Annotated in this window: 14 protein-coding genes; 12 read left to right on the top strand and 2 right to left on the bottom strand. The window is 67.1% G+C overall.

Annotated features, from left to right (window positions below; genetic code table 11):
• Window positions 1-29 precede the first annotated feature (29 nt).
• The 5 genes from U4Z64_RS28270 to U4Z64_RS28250 all read left to right on the top strand — a co-directional run bounded on the left by U4Z64_RS28270 (window position 30) and on the right by U4Z64_RS28250 (window position 5,719).
• On the top strand, window positions 30-221 hold the full coding sequence (locus U4Z64_RS28270; RefSeq protein WP_009687995.1) for a DUF2065 domain-containing protein: 192 nt from the start codon (window positions 30-32) through the stop codon (window positions 219-221).
• Window positions 222-322: 101 nt separating this feature from the next.
• Window positions 323-1,471, top strand: coding sequence for an ATP phosphoribosyltransferase regulatory subunit (locus U4Z64_RS28265; RefSeq protein ID WP_044848882.1), 1,149 nt, complete (start codon window positions 323-325; stop codon window positions 1,469-1,471).
• 113 nt (window positions 1,472-1,584) lie between these two features.
• The gene (locus U4Z64_RS28260; RefSeq protein WP_044848883.1) at window positions 1,585-2,931 is read left to right on the top strand and encodes an adenylosuccinate synthase; all 1,347 of its coding nucleotides are present in this window, start codon (window positions 1,585-1,587) and stop codon (window positions 2,929-2,931) included.
• 8 nt (window positions 2,932-2,939) lie between these two features.
• On the top strand, window positions 2,940-3,536 hold the full coding sequence (locus tag U4Z64_RS28255) for a phosphoribosyltransferase (protein WP_044848884.1): 597 nt from the start codon (window positions 2,940-2,942) through the stop codon (window positions 3,534-3,536).
• A 269-nt stretch (window positions 3,537-3,805) separates the two neighbouring features.
• Entirely contained in the window at window positions 3,806-5,719 is a 1,914-nt protein-coding gene (locus U4Z64_RS28250) for a potassium transporter Kup (RefSeq protein ID WP_321821703.1), read from the top strand.
• Between the two features lie 114 nt (window positions 5,720-5,833).
• Here U4Z64_RS28250 and U4Z64_RS28245 read toward each other — a convergent pair whose 3' ends face one another.
• On the bottom strand, window positions 5,834-8,161 hold the full coding sequence (locus U4Z64_RS28245) for a Tex family protein (RefSeq protein WP_321821702.1): 2,328 nt from the start codon (window positions 8,159-8,161) through the stop codon (window positions 5,834-5,836).
• Window positions 8,162-8,319: 158 nt separating this feature from the next.
• On the opposite strand from U4Z64_RS28245, the gene U4Z64_RS28240 reads away from it, so the two are divergent.
• The 3 genes from U4Z64_RS28240 (at window position 8,320) to U4Z64_RS28230 (ending at window position 11,658) form a co-directional block, all read left to right on the top strand.
• Entirely contained in the window at window positions 8,320-9,072 is a 753-nt protein-coding gene (locus tag U4Z64_RS28240) for a hypothetical protein (RefSeq protein WP_044848887.1), read from the top strand.
• A 77-nt stretch (window positions 9,073-9,149) separates the two neighbouring features.
• Window positions 9,150-9,365 (top strand): YdcH family protein, encoded by a 216-nt coding sequence (locus U4Z64_RS28235; RefSeq protein WP_006755091.1) that lies wholly within the window; start codon window positions 9,150-9,152, stop codon window positions 9,363-9,365.
• A 55-nt stretch (window positions 9,366-9,420) separates the two neighbouring features.
• Complete coding sequence (locus U4Z64_RS28230) at window positions 9,421-11,658, top strand: ATP-dependent DNA helicase (RefSeq protein WP_321821701.1); 2,238 nt, start codon at window positions 9,421-9,423, stop codon at window positions 11,656-11,658.
• A gap of 82 nt (window positions 11,659-11,740) precedes the next feature.
• Here U4Z64_RS28230 and U4Z64_RS28225 read toward each other — a convergent pair whose 3' ends face one another.
• Window positions 11,741-12,565: an outer membrane protein assembly factor BamD gene (locus U4Z64_RS28225; RefSeq protein WP_044848889.1), complete on the bottom strand. Its 825-nt coding sequence runs from the start codon at window positions 12,563-12,565 to the stop codon at window positions 11,741-11,743.
• A gap of 41 nt (window positions 12,566-12,606) precedes the next feature.
• Between U4Z64_RS28225 and U4Z64_RS28220 the strand changes: the two genes are divergently transcribed.
• The 4 genes from U4Z64_RS28220 (at window position 12,607) to phaC (ending at window position 16,913) form a co-directional block, all read left to right on the top strand.
• Window positions 12,607-13,815: an RluA family pseudouridine synthase gene (locus U4Z64_RS28220; RefSeq protein ID WP_124570098.1), complete on the top strand. Its 1,209-nt coding sequence runs from the start codon at window positions 12,607-12,609 to the stop codon at window positions 13,813-13,815.
• A gap of 6 nt (window positions 13,816-13,821) precedes the next feature.
• Window positions 13,822-14,661, top strand: a complete 840-nt coding sequence (gene pgeF / locus U4Z64_RS28215; RefSeq protein ID WP_321821700.1) for a peptidoglycan editing factor PgeF — start codon at window positions 13,822-13,824, stop codon at window positions 14,659-14,661.
• Window positions 14,658-14,906, top strand: coding sequence for a hypothetical protein (locus U4Z64_RS28210; RefSeq protein WP_135801101.1), 249 nt, complete (start codon window positions 14,658-14,660; stop codon window positions 14,904-14,906). The genes pgeF and U4Z64_RS28210 overlap by 4 nt, the downstream gene beginning before the upstream one ends.
• A 132-nt stretch (window positions 14,907-15,038) precedes the next feature.
• On the top strand, window positions 15,039-16,913 hold the full coding sequence (gene phaC / locus U4Z64_RS28205) for a class I poly(R)-hydroxyalkanoic acid synthase (RefSeq protein WP_044848892.1): 1,875 nt from the start codon (window positions 15,039-15,041) through the stop codon (window positions 16,911-16,913).
• Window positions 16,914-17,102: the final 189 nt, after the last annotated feature.

Genomic DNA, 17,102 nt, shown 5'->3' with positions numbered 1-17,102 from the left:
GCGCCGCGTCGAGCGGCGCCGTCGCTCGCATGGACCTGGCTGGCTCGTTGTTGCTCGCGGTAGCACTGATGCTGATCATCGAGGGGGCGTTCCCCTTCGTGTTTCCCGTCGCCTGGCGCGACACGTTTCGTAGAATAGCGGAGCGGCCGCCGCATCATATCCGGATCGGCGGGCTCATCGTGATGGCGCTCGGGCTCGTCCTGCTGCTGCTCGCCACCTGATCCGGACGGCGCACCCGCCGTTCGTTCCGCCCGAATGCCGATTTCCGATTCATTTCGCGGCGCGCATGTCGCGCCCTGTTTCCCGTCGTAGGACCGTACCGATGTCGACCTGGTTACTTCCCGAGAATATCGCCGACGTGCTGCCGTCGGAAGCGCGCAAGATCGAGGAGCTGCGCCGCAGGCTGCTCGACCGCTTCCGTTCGTACGGCTACGAAATGGTGATGCCGCCGTTGCTCGAATACCTCGAATCGCTGCTGACGAGCGGCGGCAACGACCTGCGCCTGCGCACCTTCAAGCTGGTCGACCAGCTGTCGGGCCGCACGCTCGGCCTGCGCGCGGACATCACGCCGCAAGTCGCGCGCATCGACGCGCACCTGCTGAACCGCCAGGGCGTGACGCGCCTCTGCTATGCCGGCCACGTGATGCATACGCGTCCGCGCGGGCTGCACGCGACGCGCGAACAGATCCAGATCGGCGCCGAAATCTACGGGCACGCCGGGCTGGAAGCCGATCTCGAGATCCAGCAGCTGATGCTCGACGCGCTACACCTCGCGGGGTTGTCGCGCATCCGCCTGGACCTGTGCCACGCGGGCGTGCTCGCGGCGCTGCTCGCGCGCGATGCGCAGGCTGCCGAGCGCGGCGAGGCGCTGTACGACGCGCTGTCGGGCAAGGACGTGCCGCTGCTGAACGAACTCACCGACGATCTCGGCGCCGACACGCGCGCGGCGCTGCGTGCGCTGCCGCATCTGTACGGCGACGCGAGCGTGCTCGACGAGGCGCGTGTGCGCCTGCCGGTGCTGCCCGAGATCACGCGTGCGCTCGACGATCTCGCGCAGCTTGCGGCGCAGGCAAGGGGCGTCGAGGTGGCGATCGATCTCGCCGATCTGCGCGGCTACGCGTACCACAGCGGCGCGATGTTTACGGCGTACATCGACGGCGTGCCGAACGCGATCGCGCGCGGCGGCCGGTACGACCACGTGGGCCAGGCCTACGGCCGCGCCCGTCCGGCGACGGGCTTCTCGCTCGACCTGCGCGAGCTCGCGCGGATTTCGCCGGTCGAGGCGCGCGGCACCGCGATTCTCGCGCCGTGGGCGCAGGACGACGCGCTGAGCGCGGCCGTGGCGGCGCTGCGCGACGCGGGCGAGGTCGTGATCCAGGCATTGCCGGGACACGACCACGTGCTCGACGAGTTCGCCTGCGACCGTTCGCTCGTCGAGCGTGACGGCGCATGGGTGGTCGAACCCCGTTAAACAGGCGTTCGCGGGCCGTCGTTCGGCATGCATATCGTTGAAGCGAAACGGAAAAATTCGGAATCGCCCGCGAACATAGGTAGAATACGTTTTTAACCAGCTAACGAATCAACATGTCTGCCAGCGCAGTGAACGTGACTCCCGGGCGCAATGTCGTCGTCGTGGGAACGCAATGGGGTGATGAAGGCAAGGGCAAGATCGTCGACTGGCTGACGGACCACGCTCAGGGCGTCGTGCGTTTCCAGGGCGGTCACAACGCCGGCCACACCCTCATCATCGGCGGCAAGAAAACCATCTTGCGCCTGATTCCGTCGGGCATCATGCGTGAAGGCGTCGCCTGCTACATCGGCAACGGCGTCGTCCTGTCCCCCGAGGCACTGTTCAAGGAAATCGGCGAGCTGGAAGAGGCCGGCGTGAACGTGCGCGATCGCCTGTTCATCTCCGAAGCCACGACGCTGATCCTGCCGTACCACATCGCGATCGACCAGGCGCGCGAAGCGCGCAAGGGCGCGGGCAAGATCGGTACGACCGGCCGCGGCATCGGCCCGGCGTACGAAGACAAGGTCGGCCGCCGCGCGCTGCGCGTGCAGGACCTGTTCGACGCGAAGACCTTCGCCGACCGCCTGCGCGAAAACCTCGATTTCCACAACTTCGTGCTGACCCAGTACCTGGGTGGCGCGGCCGTCGATTTCCAGGCCACGCTCGACACGATGCTCGGCTATGCCGATCGCCTGAAGCCGATGGTGGCCGACGTGTCGCGCCGCCTGTACGACGCGAACAACGCCGGTCAGAACCTGCTGTTCGAAGGCGCGCAAGGCACGCTGCTCGACATCGACCACGGCACCTATCCGTTCGTCACGTCGAGCAACTGCGTCGCGGGTGCGGCATCGGCCGGCGCCGGCGTCGGTCCGCAGAAGCTGAACTACATCCTCGGCATCACGAAGGCGTACTGCACGCGCGTCGGCTCGGGCCCGTTCCCGAGCGAGCTGTACGACGCGGACAACCCGCAGCGCCAGGACCAGGTCGGCGTCACGCTCGCGAACGTCGGCAAGGAATTCGGCTCGGTCACCGGCCGTCCGCGCCGCACCGGCTGGCTCGACGCAGCGGCACTCCGCCGCTCGATCCAGATCAACGGCGTGTCGGGCCTGTGCATGACGAAGCTCGACGTGCTCGACGGCCTCGATGAAGTCAAGCTGTGCGTCGGCTACAAGATCGACGGCAAGGACGTGGACATCCTGCCGCGCGGTGCGGCCGACGTCGCGCGTTGCGAGCCCGTGTACGAAACGTTCGCCGGCTGGAAGGAAAGCACCGTCGGCATCAAGACGTGGGACGCGCTGCCGGCGAATGCGCAAGCCTACCTGACCCGCGTGCAGGAAGTGGCCGGCGTGCCGGTCGACATGGTTTCGACGGGGCCGGATCGCGACGAGACGATCCTGCTTCGCCATCCGTTCAAGGTGTAATTCTCAGCATGACGCAGCAAATCACGATGACGGCGGCAGACTTGATGACCGATCCGCGCAACGACGACAAGAACCTGTGGGTAGGCTGGGACGAATACCATCGTCTGATCGAGCTGCTCGCGCTGCAGGTGCATGAATCGGGCTGGAAGTTCGACCAGATCCTGTGCCTTGCGCGCGGCGGCCTGCGCGTCGGCGACCAGCTGTCGCGCATCTACGACGTCCCGCTCGCGATCCTCGCGACGAGTTCGTACCGCGAAGCGGCCGGCACCGAGCAGGGCGAGCTCGACATCGCGCAGTACATCACGATGACGCGCGGCAGTCTCGCGGGCAACGTGCTGCTGGTCGACGATCTCGTCGATTCGGGCGTCACGCTCGCGCGCGTGCAGGAGCACCTGAAGGAGCGCTATCCGTCGGTCACGGCCGTGCGTTCGGCCGTGCTCTGGTACAAGGGCTGCTCGAAGGTCAAGCCGGACTATCACGCACAGTATCTGCCGACGAATCCGTGGATTCATCAGCCGTTCGAAGAGTGGGACACGGTTCGTCCGCACAACCTCGAGGCATGGATCAAGCGCGGTCGCGCGCAGCGCGACGGCTCGGGCGCGTAAGCGGCCGGCCGATCGAAGGAAAGCCTTGTACGGCGCCGCTTGCGGCGCCGTTTTTTATTGGTGCGCCGTGGCCGGCGGGCACGGCGATCGGCGTGGTAGGCAGATGGCGCGGCCCCGGCTATGATGGCAGCCCTGCCACAGCTTGCGCAGGATTGCATGCGCAGCGTGGATCACGTGGTTTAAGGGCAACAAGGCAGGACGGTTTTTCAGGGGGGCGCGAGTAGAATAGCGCTCGTTTTGTCCGACCGGACCCGATTATTACGCTTCATATGAACGACACGATCCAGGCGACCGACGCAGCCCATGCGCATTCGACGCACCAACACTCGATGCGGGCGCTTGCGATAGCGGCCATCGGCGTCGTGTTCGGCGACATCGGCACGAGCCCGCTGTATTCGCTGAAGGAGGCGTTCAGCCCCGCACACGGCATTCCGCTCACGGAAGGCTCGATTCTCGGTGTGATCTCGCTGCTGTTCTGGGCGATCATCCTGGTGGTCGGCATCAAGTACCTGCTGTTCGTGATGCGGGCCGACAACAACGGCGAGGGTGGCGTGCTCGCGCTGATGGCGCTGTCGCTGCGACCGCTCGACTCGAAAACCCGCGTCGCGGGCGCGCTGATGGCGCTCGGGATCTTCGGCGCCTGCATGTTCTACGGCGACGCCGTGATCACGCCGGCGATTTCCGTGATGTCGGCGGTGGAAGGCCTCGAGATCGCGACGCCGCACCTGTCCCATCTCGTGATGCCGATCACGATCGTGATCCTGATCGCGCTGTTCTGGATCCAGCGCCACGGCACCGCGCTGGTCGGCAAGCTGTTCGGGCCGATCATGGTGCTGTGGTTCGTCGTGATCGCGGCACTCGGCGTGTATCACATCGTGCGCGTGCCCGGCATCGTCGCGGCGATCAACCCGTATTACGCTGCGTCGTTCATGTCGGAGCACCTGCTGCAGGCCTACGTCGTGCTGGGTTCGGTCGTGCTGGTGCTGACCGGTGCGGAAGCGCTCTACGCGGACATGGGCCATTTCGGCGCGAAGCCGATCCGCCTCGCCGCGTACGGGCTCGTGATGCCGTCGCTCGTGCTGAACTATTTCGGCCAGGGCGCGCTGCTGATCCAGAATCCGAAGGCGATCGAGAACCCGTTCTTCCTGCTGGCGCCGGAGTGGGCGCTGCTGCCGCTCGTCGTGCTGTCGACGGTCGCGACCGTGATCGCTTCGCAGGCCGTGATTTCCGGCGCGTATTCGCTGACGTCGCAGGCGATCCAGCTCGGCTACGTGCCGCGCATGAAGGTGCTGCACACGTCCGAGCTGGCGATCGGCCAGATCTACGTGCCGGTCGTGAACTGGCTGCTGCTGTTCGTGATCCTCTGCATCGTGATCGGCTTCAAGAGCTCCGACAATCTCGCCGCCGCGTACGGCATCGCGGTGACGGCGACGATGGTGATCACGACCGTGCTCGCTGCCGTCGTGATGGTGAAGGTGTGGAACTGGAACCGGCTGCTCGTCGGCGCGATCATCGCCGTGTTCCTCGCGGTCGACCTGGGCTTTTTCGGCGCGAACCTGCTGAAGGTCGCGCAGGGCGGCTGGCTGCCGCTCGGCATCGGCGCGCTGCTGTTCTTCCTGCTGATGACCTGGTACAAGGGCCGCCATATCGTCAAGGAGCGCACGGCCGCCGACGGTATCCCGCTCGAGCCGTTCCTGCAGGGGCTGCTCGCGCATCCGCCGCACCGCGTGTCGGGTACCGCGATCTACCTGACCGGCAACGACAAGCTCGTGCCCGTCAGCCTGCTGCACAACCTGAAGCACAACAAGGTGCTGCACGAGCGGACCATTTTCCTGACGTTCGTCACACGCGACATTCCGTACGTGCGCGACGACAAGCGCCTGAGCTCGCGCGACGCGGGCGGCGGCCTGTACATCGTCAAGGCCCAGTACGGCTTCAACGAGACGCCGGACGTGAAGGCCGTGCTCGAGGAATTCGGCCGCACGCACGACATGACGTTCGAACTGATGGACACGTCGTTCTTCCTCGCGCGCGAAACGGTCGTGCCGACGCATCTGCCCGGCATGTCGATCTGGCGCGAACGCGTGTTCGCATGGATGCACCAGAACGCGGCGAAGCCGACCGACTTCTTCTCGATCCCGGCGAACCGCGTCGTCGAGCTCGGTACCAAGATCGAGATCTGACCGGCGCGCATTGGCCGCGCATGCGGCCCATGCCGATCTGGCTGCGCGCTCGCTGAAGCAATAAAAAACCCGCCTTTCGGCGGGTTTTTTTATACGTCAACAGCCTTCGCTTGCTCAGCGCTTCAGCTTCGCGAACGCCGCGGCCATCGCGCCGGCCGGTTCCGGTTCGCGCGAACGCTGCGGACGGGCGCTGCCGCCGCGGCCGGCGTTGCCGCGATCCTGGCCGCCGCGCGGCGCCATGCCGGGCGCGGCCGCTTCGTCGTCGAGGCGCATCGTCAGCGCAATGCGCTGACGCTTCACGTCGACGTCGAGCACCTTGACCTTGACGACCTGACCGGCCTTCACGACTTCGTGCGGATCCTTGATGAACTTCGTCGACATCGCGGACACATGGACGAGGCCGTCCTGATGCACGCCGACATCCACGAACGCGCCGAATGCGGCAACGTTCGTCACGACCCCTTCGAGCAGCATGCCGGGCATTAGGTCGGACACCTTCTCGACGCCGTCGCGGAACGTTGCCGTCTTGAATTCGGGACGCGGGTCACGACCCGGTTTTTCGAGTTCGGACAGGATGTCGCGCACGGTCGGCAGGCCGAAACGTTCGTCAACAAATTCGGTCGGCGACAGGCCGGCCAGCGCGTCGCGGCTGCCGAGCACGTCGTCGATCCGCTTGCTGATCTTCGCGAGGATGCGTTCGACGACCGGGTAGGCCTCCGGGTGGACCGACGAGCGATCGAGCGGATTCTCGCCGCCGTTGATGCGCAGGAAGCCGGCTGCCTGTTCGAAGGTCTTGTCGCCGAGGCGCGGCACCTTGCGCAGGTGGTCGCGCGACGGGAACGGCCCGTTCGCGTCGCGATAGTCGACGATGTTGCGGGCGAGCGTGGCGTTCAGGCCCGAGACGCGCGCGAGCAGCGCGACCGACGCGGTGTTCGCGTCGACGCCGACCGCGTTCACGCAATCCTCGACCACCGCGTCGAGCGAGCGGGCGAGTTCGCGCTGGTTCACGTCGTGCTGGTACTGGCCGACGCCGATCGCTTTCGGCTCGATCTTCACGAGCTCGGCGAGCGGGTCCTGCAGGCGGCGGGCGATCGACACGGCGCCGCGCAGCGACACGTCGAGTTCCGGGAATTCCTTCGCGGCCAGCTCGGACGCCGAGTAGACCGACGCGCCGGCCTCCGACACGACGATCTTCTGCAGCCGCAGTTCGGGATGCTTCGAGATCAGCTCGCTCGCGAGCTTGTCGGTTTCGCGCGATGCGGTGCCGTTGCCGATGCTGATCAGCTCGGCCTGCGTCTGCGCGGCGATGCGCGCGAGCTTCGCGAGCGAGCCGTCCCAGTCGCGGCGCGGCTCGTGCGGGTAGATCGTATCGGTCGCGAGCAGCTTGCCGGTGCGGTCGACCACGGCGACCTTCACGCCCGTGCGCAGGCCGGGGTCGAGACCGATCACGGCCTTCGGGCCGGCCGGTGCGGCCAGCAGCAGGTCCTTCAGGTTGCGGGCGAACACGCGGATCGCTTCGGCTTCCGCCGTTTCGCGCAGTTGCGTGAGCAGTTCGTTCTCGATGTGCGGCTGCACCTTCACGCGCCAGCACCAGCGGCACACGTCGGACAGCCACTTGTCGGCCGGGCGGCCCTGGTTCGCGATCCCGAAATGGCGCGCGATCATCGCTTCGCCGGGATGCGGGACCTGCGCGTCGAGTTCTTCGCCGAGGCCGAGCTTGACGGTCAGCACGCCGGCGTTGCGGCCGCGGAACAGCGCGAGCGCGCGGTGCGACGGCACGGTCCGGATCGTTTCCGCGTAGTCGTAGTAGTCGCGGAACTTCTCGCCTTCCTCGTTTTCCTTGCCTTCGACGACCGCCGACGACACGACGCCCTGGCTGTGCAGGTAGTCGCGCAGCTTGCCGAGCAGTTCGGCGGTTTCGCCGAATTGTTCCGACAGGATGTCGCGCGCGCCGTCGAGCGCGGCCTTCACGTCGGCGACGCCCTTGTCGGCATCGACGTAGGCGGCGGCTTCCGTCTGCGGGTCGAGCAGCGGATTCGCGAGCAGCGCCTGCGCGAGCGGCTCGAGGCCGGCTTCGCGGGCGATCTGCGCGCGCGTGCGGCGCTTCGGCTTGTACGGCAGATAAAGGTCTTCGAGCACCTGCTTGCTGTCGGCCGCGTCGATCGCGGCGCGCAGTTCGTCGGTCAGCTTGCCCTGTTCGTCGATGCTCGACAGGATCGCCGCGCGGCGATCCTCGAGCTCGCGCAGGTACAGGAGCCGTTCCTCGAGCTGGCGCAGCTGCGTGTCGTCCAGGTTGCCGGTCACTTCCTTGCGGTACCGGGCAATGAACGGAACGGTCGAGCCTTCGTCGAGGAGTTGCACTGCCGCCGCGACCTGGCGCGGCTGGACGGACAGTTCGGTGGCGATGCGCTGTACGATCTTGAGTGCTACGGTTTCCGTCATGTCGTGGATGATCTGCCTGCTGAAATCGCGGCGCGGGCCGGCAGACCGCGCGGCGGGCTGCGAGACGGGCCCGCCGGACCAGATGCCGCGGGTGAGTGAAGCGGGGCATTTTGCCATAAATGGCGGAGCGTCCAGCCGGGGGTGATAGAATTTGACACATGTCCCGCAGCTTTCCTACGACGTTGCCAACTTCCCGCATTTCTCTCGTCGCGCTCGGCGCAGCGCTTGCCGCGGCTTTGTCCGCCGGGTCCACCGTCGCGTACGCACAGGCATCGGGCGCAACCGCGCCGGACGCCGCTGTCGCTGCGCCCGTTGCAGCCTCCGCCACGCAGGATTTCGACGCCCGTCAAAAAGTGCTCAATCAACGTTCCGCGGAAAACGATTATCGTTATGCCGTGGCGGAGCACGATTGCTACAGCAAGTTCTTCGTCAATCACTGTCTCGGCGTGGCGCGCGACCGGATGCGCGAGGAGCGGGCGAGCATCCGTCAGGAGCAGCTCGCGCTCGACGACGAGCAGCGCGCGGTGCGGGCGCAGCAACGCGACCAGCAGCAGGCGTTGAAGCAGGCGCAGAATGCGGCGGAAGCGCCGCAGCGCGCGGCGAACGATGCGGCGAACGCGGCTGCGTTCCGCGACAAGCAGGAGCAGAATGCACTGAAGCGGGCGCAGCGTGGCGCGGAAGGGCCGCAGCGCGCCGCGAACAAGCAGGCATACGACCAGAAGCAGGCGGATTTCCAGCACAAGCTCGACCAGGCGCGCCAGCAGGGCGCGCAGAAGGCGCAGGAGCGGGCGGACAACGCCGCGCGCTACGAGCAGAAGCAGAAGGAAGCCGCCCAGCACAAGGCCGATGTCGAACGGCGTCAGCAGGAAGCGGCCGACAAGGCCAAGCAGCAGCAACAGCAGGGGCAGTAACGTGTTGGATTGATCCGGAGTCAGTCTCGTGCGTGCCGGCACGCCAGTCGGCGCGCTGCTTCGATGAGGAGGCGCATATGCAAAACCGTCCCACGGAACAGCAGCAGGAATTGCACAACCGTTTGGCAGCATTGCAGGAGCAGCACCAGCAGCTCGCTCGGGAGATCGAGCTGAAGGAAGGACACTCCGACATCGACGACATCACGCTGCACCGGCTGAAGAAGGAAAAGCTGGCGGCCAAGGACAAAATCATTTTGCTGCAATCGCAGCTGGAACCGGATAAGCGCGCCTGAGCGCGGCCTGGCAAGCGCCGGCGCCGCCTGGGCGCTGGACACAGGAACGCTTGCCTTGAATTCACCGCTTGAAGCCAACCCCGATGCCCGGCGTGACGCGTCGTCCGCCGGGCGCGTTCGTGCGCCCGAAGGCACCTTCGAGCTGAGCCGCAAGCGCGTCGACGAACTCGACACGATTTTCGGCGAAGGCGGACTGCTTGCGCGCGCGCTGGACGGCTATCACCCGCGCCAGTCGCAGATCGAAATGGCGCGCGCGGTCGCGTCCGCGATGGAGGCGTCCGCGCGCCGGATGCCAGAGCCGGAAATCTTCGAGACCCGCAAGCGGCCGGCGCGCCGCCTCGGCGAAGGCGACCAGGCGGCCGAGTCCGCCGCGGACGGCGCAGCCGCCGACACCGACGCCGGCGACAACACGCTGATCGTCGAGGCCGGCACCGGTACCGGCAAGACCTATGCATACCTGGTGCCCGCGATGCTGTGGGGCGGCAAGGTGATCGTGTCGACCGGCACGAAGCACCTGCAGGACCAGCTGTTCCAGCGCGACATCCCGACGGTGCGCAACGCGCTCGCGGTGCCGGTGACGGTCGCGATGCTCAAGGGCCGCTCGAACTATCTGTGCCATTACTACCTGCAGCGCACGGCCGACAACGGCCGCCTGCCGTCGCGGCAGGACACCGCGTACCTGCAGGAAATCGTCCGCTTCGCGAAGATCACGAAGAGCGGCGACAAGGCCGAGCTCGCGAGCGTGCCGGAGACGGCGCCCGTGTGGTCGATGGTCACGTCGACGCGCGACAACTGCCTCGGCCAGGAGTGCCCGCATTACAAGGAATGTTTCGTGATGCAGGCGCGGCGCGAGGCGCAGCAGGCCGACGTCGTCGTCGTCAACCATCACCTGTTCTTCGCGGACATCATGCTGCGCGACACCGGGATGGCCGAACTGCTGCCGAACGCGAACACGGTGATCTTCGACGAAGCGCACCAGCTGCCGGAAACGGCCACGCTGTTCTTCGGCGAGACGCTGTCGACCACGCAAATCCTCGAACTCGCGCGCGACACGGTCGCCGAGGGCCTGAGCCATGCGCGCGATGCGGTCGAGTGGGTGAAGCTCGGCGGCGATCTCGAACGTGCGGCGCGCGACCTGCGCCTCGCGTTCGCGAACGACCAGATCGTGCGCATGTCGCTCGCGCAACTGGGCGACGATCATCCGATGTTCGGCGCGCTCGATGCGCTCGACGTGGCGCTCGATGCGCTTGCCTCGGCGCTCGCGAGCCAGGCCGAACGGGCGGAATCGCTCGGCGCGTGCCTGCGGCGCGCCCGCGAACTGCAGGACCTGCTCGCGGGTTGGGTCGCGCCCGGTGCGGCGGAAGCGGCCGCGAAGGCCGATGCCGCCGCAGCAGGCGACAAGGCGGGCGCCGACGACCCGAACGAGAAGGTGCGCTGGGTCGAGGTGTTCGCGCATACCGTCCAGCTGCACGAAACGCCGCTGTCGGTCGCGCCGATTTTCGCGAAGCAGCGCGCCGGCGTGCCGCGCGCGTGGGTCTTTACGTCGGCGACGTTGTCGGTGCGCGGCGACTTCACGCACTACGCGGCCCAGATGGGGCTCAGCTCGCGGCGCTCGATGACGCTCGCGAGCCCGTTCGACTATCAGACGCAGGGCCTGCTGTACGTGCCGCGCAACCTGCCGCAGCCGTCGTCGCCGGCGTTTACCGACGCCGTGTTCGATGCCGCGCTGCCGGCGATCGAGGCATCGGGCGGTGGTGTCTTCATGCTGTGCACGACGCTGCGCGCGGTCGACCGGATCGCGTCGAAGCTGCGCGACGTGATCGAGTCGCGTGGCTGGAACATGCCGCTGCTGGTGCAGGGCGACGCCAGCCGCACCGAGCTGCTCGACCGCTTCCGTTCGTACGGCAATGCGATCCTCGTCGGCAGCCAGAGCTTCTGGGAAGGCGTGGACGTGCGCGGCGACGCGCTGTCGCTCGTCGTGATCGACAAGCTGCCGTTCGCGCCGCCCGACGATCCGGTGCTGGCCGCGCGGCTCGACGCGCTGACCAAGAAGGGCTTGAGCCCGTTCGCGGTTCACCAGCTGCCGCAGGCCGTGATCACGCTGAAGCAGGGTGCGGGGCGCCTGATTCGCGCGGAGACCGATCGCGGCGTGCTGATGATCTGCGACACGCGGCTCGTCGACAAGCCTTACGGCCGCCGGATCTGGCAGAGCCTGCCGCCGTTCAAGCGCACCCGCGAGATCGCGGTCGTGCAGGACTTTTTCGACGAGCACCGCGCGGAAAAACGCGCATGACCGCACCGCCGCCTGCTACGGGCCGCGCCAATAAAAAACCCGGCTCGATGGCCGGGTTTTTTTGTTGATGCACGGGCGTCGCTCAGAACTGCCACCACGACTTCTTCGTGCCGGGGCGCGAGTGGCCGGTGATGTACGGGCTGTCCGGGAAAGTCCCCGCGAGCACGCGCTTCGTGTCTTCCGCGAGCTCCGGCTGGTTCAGCTTGCCGTACGACAGGATCATGATGTGCAGCGCGTCCTCGATCGCCGGCGCGCCCTTGTAGTCCTTGATCGCGAGCTGCGCGCGGTTGATCGCCGCGACATAGGCGCCGCGCCGATAGTAGTAGTCGGCCGCGTGCACTTCGTGCGACGCGAGCGCGTTGACGATGTAGCGCATCCGGGCGGCGGCGTCCGGCGCGTACTTGCTCTTCGGGTAGCGGTCGACGACGACCTTGAACGCGTCGTACGATTCGCGCAGTGCCTGCGGATCGCGCTCGCTCATGTCCTGGCCGGAGAAGCGGCCGAACAGGCCGAGATCGTCGTTGAAGTGGATCATCCCCTTCAGGTAGTACGCGTACGGGATATCCGGGTGATCCGGGTGCAGCTGGATGAAGCGGTCGACGGCCTGGTCGGCGGCTGCCGCTTCGTTGTCCTTCCAGTTGCAGTACGCGACGTTGATCTGCGCCTGTTGCGCGAAATGGCCGAACGGATCGCGGCCTTGCAGCGATTCGAAATATTTCGCGCACTTGCCCCAGTCGCCGCCGGACAGTGCGTCCTGGGCCTCTGAGTATAATTTGTTGTTCGACCAGGTAGCCGTCTCGTCCTGCTTCTGCGGCAAGCCGTGGCAGCCGGCGATGAGGGCCGCGGCCGCTACCACCGCGGCTCGGGCGGCGACGGTTTTGGCCGTACGTTTGGTCGAATTCATCATGCTCGCATGTCCTAGCTTCAAGTCTCGGTGACCCAGTCTAAATGACCCGTTCAAGTTCGCAGAATGCCCCGCGGGGCAAGTCAAATCGCGAAGATTATAGCCCAAGCGATCGGCCCGCCGACGCTGCCTCGGGGGATTCCCCCGATGACGATCTGGCTGCAGGCGCGATGCAGCCGCCTGTGGTGCCGTCCGCGGCGGCCGACGAGGCGCCGCGCGTCGTCGAAGTGCCGCTGTCGCTGGCGGGTGAACGCCTCGACAAGGCGCTCGCCCAACTGTTCCCCGAATTCTCCCGCAGCCGCCTGCAGAGCTGGATCGAGGCGCAACGCGTGCTGGTCGACGGCGCGCCGGCGAAGATCCGCCAGCCGGTGCCGCTCGGCGCCAGGATCGAGCTCGTGCCCGACCTGCTGCCGGAGCAGCTGGCGTTCACGCCGGAGCCGGTGCCGCTCGACGTGATCTACGAGGACGACGCGCTCGTCGTCATCAACAAGCCGGCGGGCCTCGTCGTCCACCCGGCCGCCGGCAACTGGAGCGGCACGATCCTCAACGGCCTGCTGCACCGCTACGGCGACGCGGCGGCCGGCCTGCCGCGCGCGGGCATCGTGCACCGGCTCGACAAGGAGACGTCCGGCCTGATGGTGGTTGCGCGCACACTCGCCGCGCAGACCGACCTCGTGCGCCAGCTGCAGGCGCGTACGGTGAAGCGCCGCTATTTCGCGCTCGTGTGGGGCACGATGCCCGAGGACGGCACGATCGACGCGCCGATCGGCCGCGATCCGCGCGAGCGCACGCGCATGGCCGTCGTCACCGGCGCGTCGGGCAAGCCCGCGCGCACGCATTTCCGCACGGTTGACACATGCATGTGGCAACGTCAGCCGGTGTCCGCGATCCAGTGCGACCTCGAAACCGGCCGCACGCACCAGATCCGCGTGCACTGCTCGCATGTCGGGCATCCGCTGCTCGGCGATCCGGTGTACGGGCGCGCGCGCGGCAAGCGCTCGGTCGCGCCGCTGCCGGACGGGTTCGCGCGGCAGGCGCTGCACGCATGGCGGCTCGGCCTCGTGCATCCGGTCACGGGCAAGACGATGCAGTGGCGTTGTCCGTTGCCGGACGACATGAACGCGCTCGTCGCGGCGCTGGGCTTCGGGCAGGGCGACGAGGAATTCGACGATGAAGACGGTGTCTACGACGATGACGATTTCGCCGGCGATTATCGGGATCACGACGACGATTACGACGATGAGGAGGAGTGAGTGCCGATGACGAACCTGGCGCCGTTGACGTGGCAGGACTGCGTGCAGCCCGACTGGCAGGTGGCGCCGCGCGTGCGCGCGCTGATCACGACGCGCGACGGCGGCGTGAGCGAAGGCCCGTACGGGCGCTGGCAGGACGGCGCCGCGTTGCCGGGCGGGATGAACCTCGGCCTGCATACCGGTGACGATCCGGCCCATGTCGCGGCGAATCGCGCGCGCCTGCTCGCGCTGGCGGGGCAGTCGCGCGCGGCATGGCTCGAGCAGGTTCACGGCGCGCAGGTCGTGCGTGCGGACGAGGTGATCGAGGCCGCGCCGGCTGCCTCGGCGCCCGTGCAGGCCGACGCGAGCGTGACCGACCGCACGGGGGCGGTCTGCGTCGTGATGGTCGCGGATTGCCTGCCGGTGCTGCTGTGCGATGCGCAGGGCCGGGCGGTGGGCGCCGCGCACGCAGGCTGGCGCGGGCTCGCGGCCGGCATCGTCGAGCAGACCGCGGCGCGCGTCGCGGCGCTCGCCAGCGGCGCGACGGATGCGCTGCATGCGTACCTCGGGCCCGCGATCGGCCCGCAGGCGTTCGAAGTCGGCGCCGACGTGCGCGAGGCGTTTCTCGACACCGCTCCGCAGTCGGAGCATGATGAGACGCGGCGAGCGTTCGTCGCGATCGACGGCGCGCCCGGCAAGTACCTCGCCGATCTCCATGCGCTCGCGCGCCTGCGTCTCGCGCGCGCAGGCGTGGCGCACGTGAGCGGCCGGCGCGCGTGCACGGTCACTGAACCCGCGCGCTTCTATTCGTACCGGCGCGATCGCGTGACGGGCCGCATGGCGGCGGCGATCTGGCTGGCCGATTGACGATTGACCGCGGCCCGCCGCGCGTGCTTGCGTGCGCGGTTTGCTGCGTTGCAAAATCGGGTTATCTTGATATTGGCGCGGCAATGCGGCGTTGCATGGACAACCGAATGAATAATCGCGAAGTCAAGTCAATCAAAATGTTTTATGTTTCGCCGGAAGCCTTGTCCCGCCTGTTGCGCGCGGATTATCTTCGAGCAGAAATGTTCGGCGGTTTGACGCAGCGCTTCACATGGGGAAAACGATAATGATAAAAATACCGCACTGCGGCAGAATCTGGAGACGCCTCTCCAGAGCATGACGGCCCGGCTCGCAACCGGCACGCCGCGCGCGAGCAGGATTTCACGATTGACGCTCACGAATCACCGGTAAGGCAGGTAATGACAGCATCGAAAAATTCGTCGACGTCCGCTCAGGCGGGCACTTCCACGGGCAGCACCGGATTCGGCCAGGCTGCCCAGCCGATGCAGCAGATGTTCGAGGCATGGCTGAACGCGTGGCGCGGTTTCGCCGATCCGGCGCGCGCCGCAACGGCGTCGACCAGCGCGAATCCATTCGCCGCATTCCAGTTCCCGACATCGGTTCCGTTCCAGATGCCGTCGATGCCCGATCTGGGCGCCTTCGGTGGCCTGGCGTCGCCGTTCGCGGGGCTGAAGCTGCCGGTAGCCGCGATCCCGCCCGAACGGCTCCAGAAGTTGCAGGCCGACTATGCGCGCGACTGCATGACGCTGATGCAGCAGGCCGCCGCCGCGAAGCTCGAGTCGCCTGAACTGAAGGACCGCCGCTTCAGCGGGGATGCCTGGAAGGCGTCGCCCGCGCATGCATTCGCGGCCGCGTGGTACCTGCTCAACGCGCGCTACCTGCAGGAGCTGGCCGACGCGCTCGAGACCGACCCGAAGACGCGCGAACGCATCCGTTTCTCCGTTCAGCAATGGACGGCCGCCGCGGCGCCGAGCAACTTCCTCGCGCTCAATCCCGACGCACAGAAATCGATCCTCGAGACGCAGGGCGAAAGCCTGCGGCAGGGGATGATGAACCTGCTCGGCGACCTGCAGCGCGGCAAAATTTCGCAGACCGACGAATCGCAGTTCGTGGTCGGCAAGAACCTCGGGTGTACCGAAGGCGCGGTCGTCTACGAGAACGACCTGATCCAGCTGATCCAGTACGCGCCGAAGACGGACAAGGTGTTCGAACGGCCGCTCCTGATCGTGCCGCCGTGCATCAACAAGTTCTACATCCTCGACCTGCAGCCCGAGAATTCGCTCGTCGCGCATGCGCTGTCGAGCGGCCATCAGGTGTTCCTCGTGTCGTGGCGCAACGCCGATGCGTCGGTCGCGCACAAGACGTGGGACGACTACATGAACGAAGGGCTGCTCGCGGCGATCGACGCCGTGCAGCAGGTCAGCGGCCGCGAGCAGATCAACACGCTCGGCTTCTGCGTCGGCGGCACGATGCTCGCGACCGCGCTGTCGGTGCTCGCCGCGCGCGGCGAACATCCGGCCGCGTCGATGACGCTGCTGACCGCGATGCTCGACTTCACCGACACCGGCATCCTCGACGTGTTCGTCGACGAGGCGCACGTGCAGATGCGCGAGCAGACCATCGGCGGCAAGAACGGCGCCGCGCCGGGGCTGATGCGCGGCGTCGAGTTCGCGAACACGTTCTCGTTCCTGCGACCGAACGACCTCGTGTGGAACTACGTCGTCGACAACTACCTGAAGGGCCGCACGCCCGCCGCGTTCGACCTGCTGTACTGGAACAGCGACTCGACGAGTCTGCCGGGGCCGATGTACGCGTGGTACCTGCGCAATACCTATCTCGAGAACAAGCTCCGCGTGCCGGGTGCGCTGACCGTGTGCGGCGAATCCGTCGACCTGTCGCGCATCGACGTGCCGACCTTCATCTACGGGTCGCGCGAGGATCACATCGTGCCGTGGCAGACGGCCTACGCATCGACGTCGATCCTGACGGGCCCGCTGAAGTTCGTGCTCGGCGCGTCGGGTCACATCGCGGGCGTGATCAATCCGCCGGCGAAGAAGAAGCGCAGCTACTGGGTCAACGACAGCGACCTGCCCGCATCGGCGGACGACTGGTTTGCCGGTGCGACCGAGCAGCCGGGCAGTTGGTGGACGACCTGGGTCGAGTGGCTCGACCAGTACGGCGGCCGCAAGGTCGCGCCGCCCGCCAAGCCCGGGAGCGAGCAGTTCCCGGTGATCGAGCCGGCGCCGGGTCGCTACGTATTGCAGCGCGATTGACGAAAACCGGACAGCGGCGCACGCTGTCCGATGCACCGCAGTTTTTTTAACAGGGCCGGTAGCGATGCGCCGTGTCGTGCGGGCCCGGAGGAAACGGAAATGACGGACGTAGTGATCGTATCGGCCGCGCGGACCGCGGTCGGCAAATTCGGCGGCTCGCTCGCGAAGATCGCGGCACCGGAGCTGGGT

This window comes from Burkholderia sp. BCC1996 (assembly GCF_905339955.1).
Lineage (GTDB): Bacteria > Pseudomonadota > Gammaproteobacteria > Burkholderiales > Burkholderiaceae > Burkholderia.
This window is presented reverse-complemented; position numbering and strand designations above follow the sequence as displayed.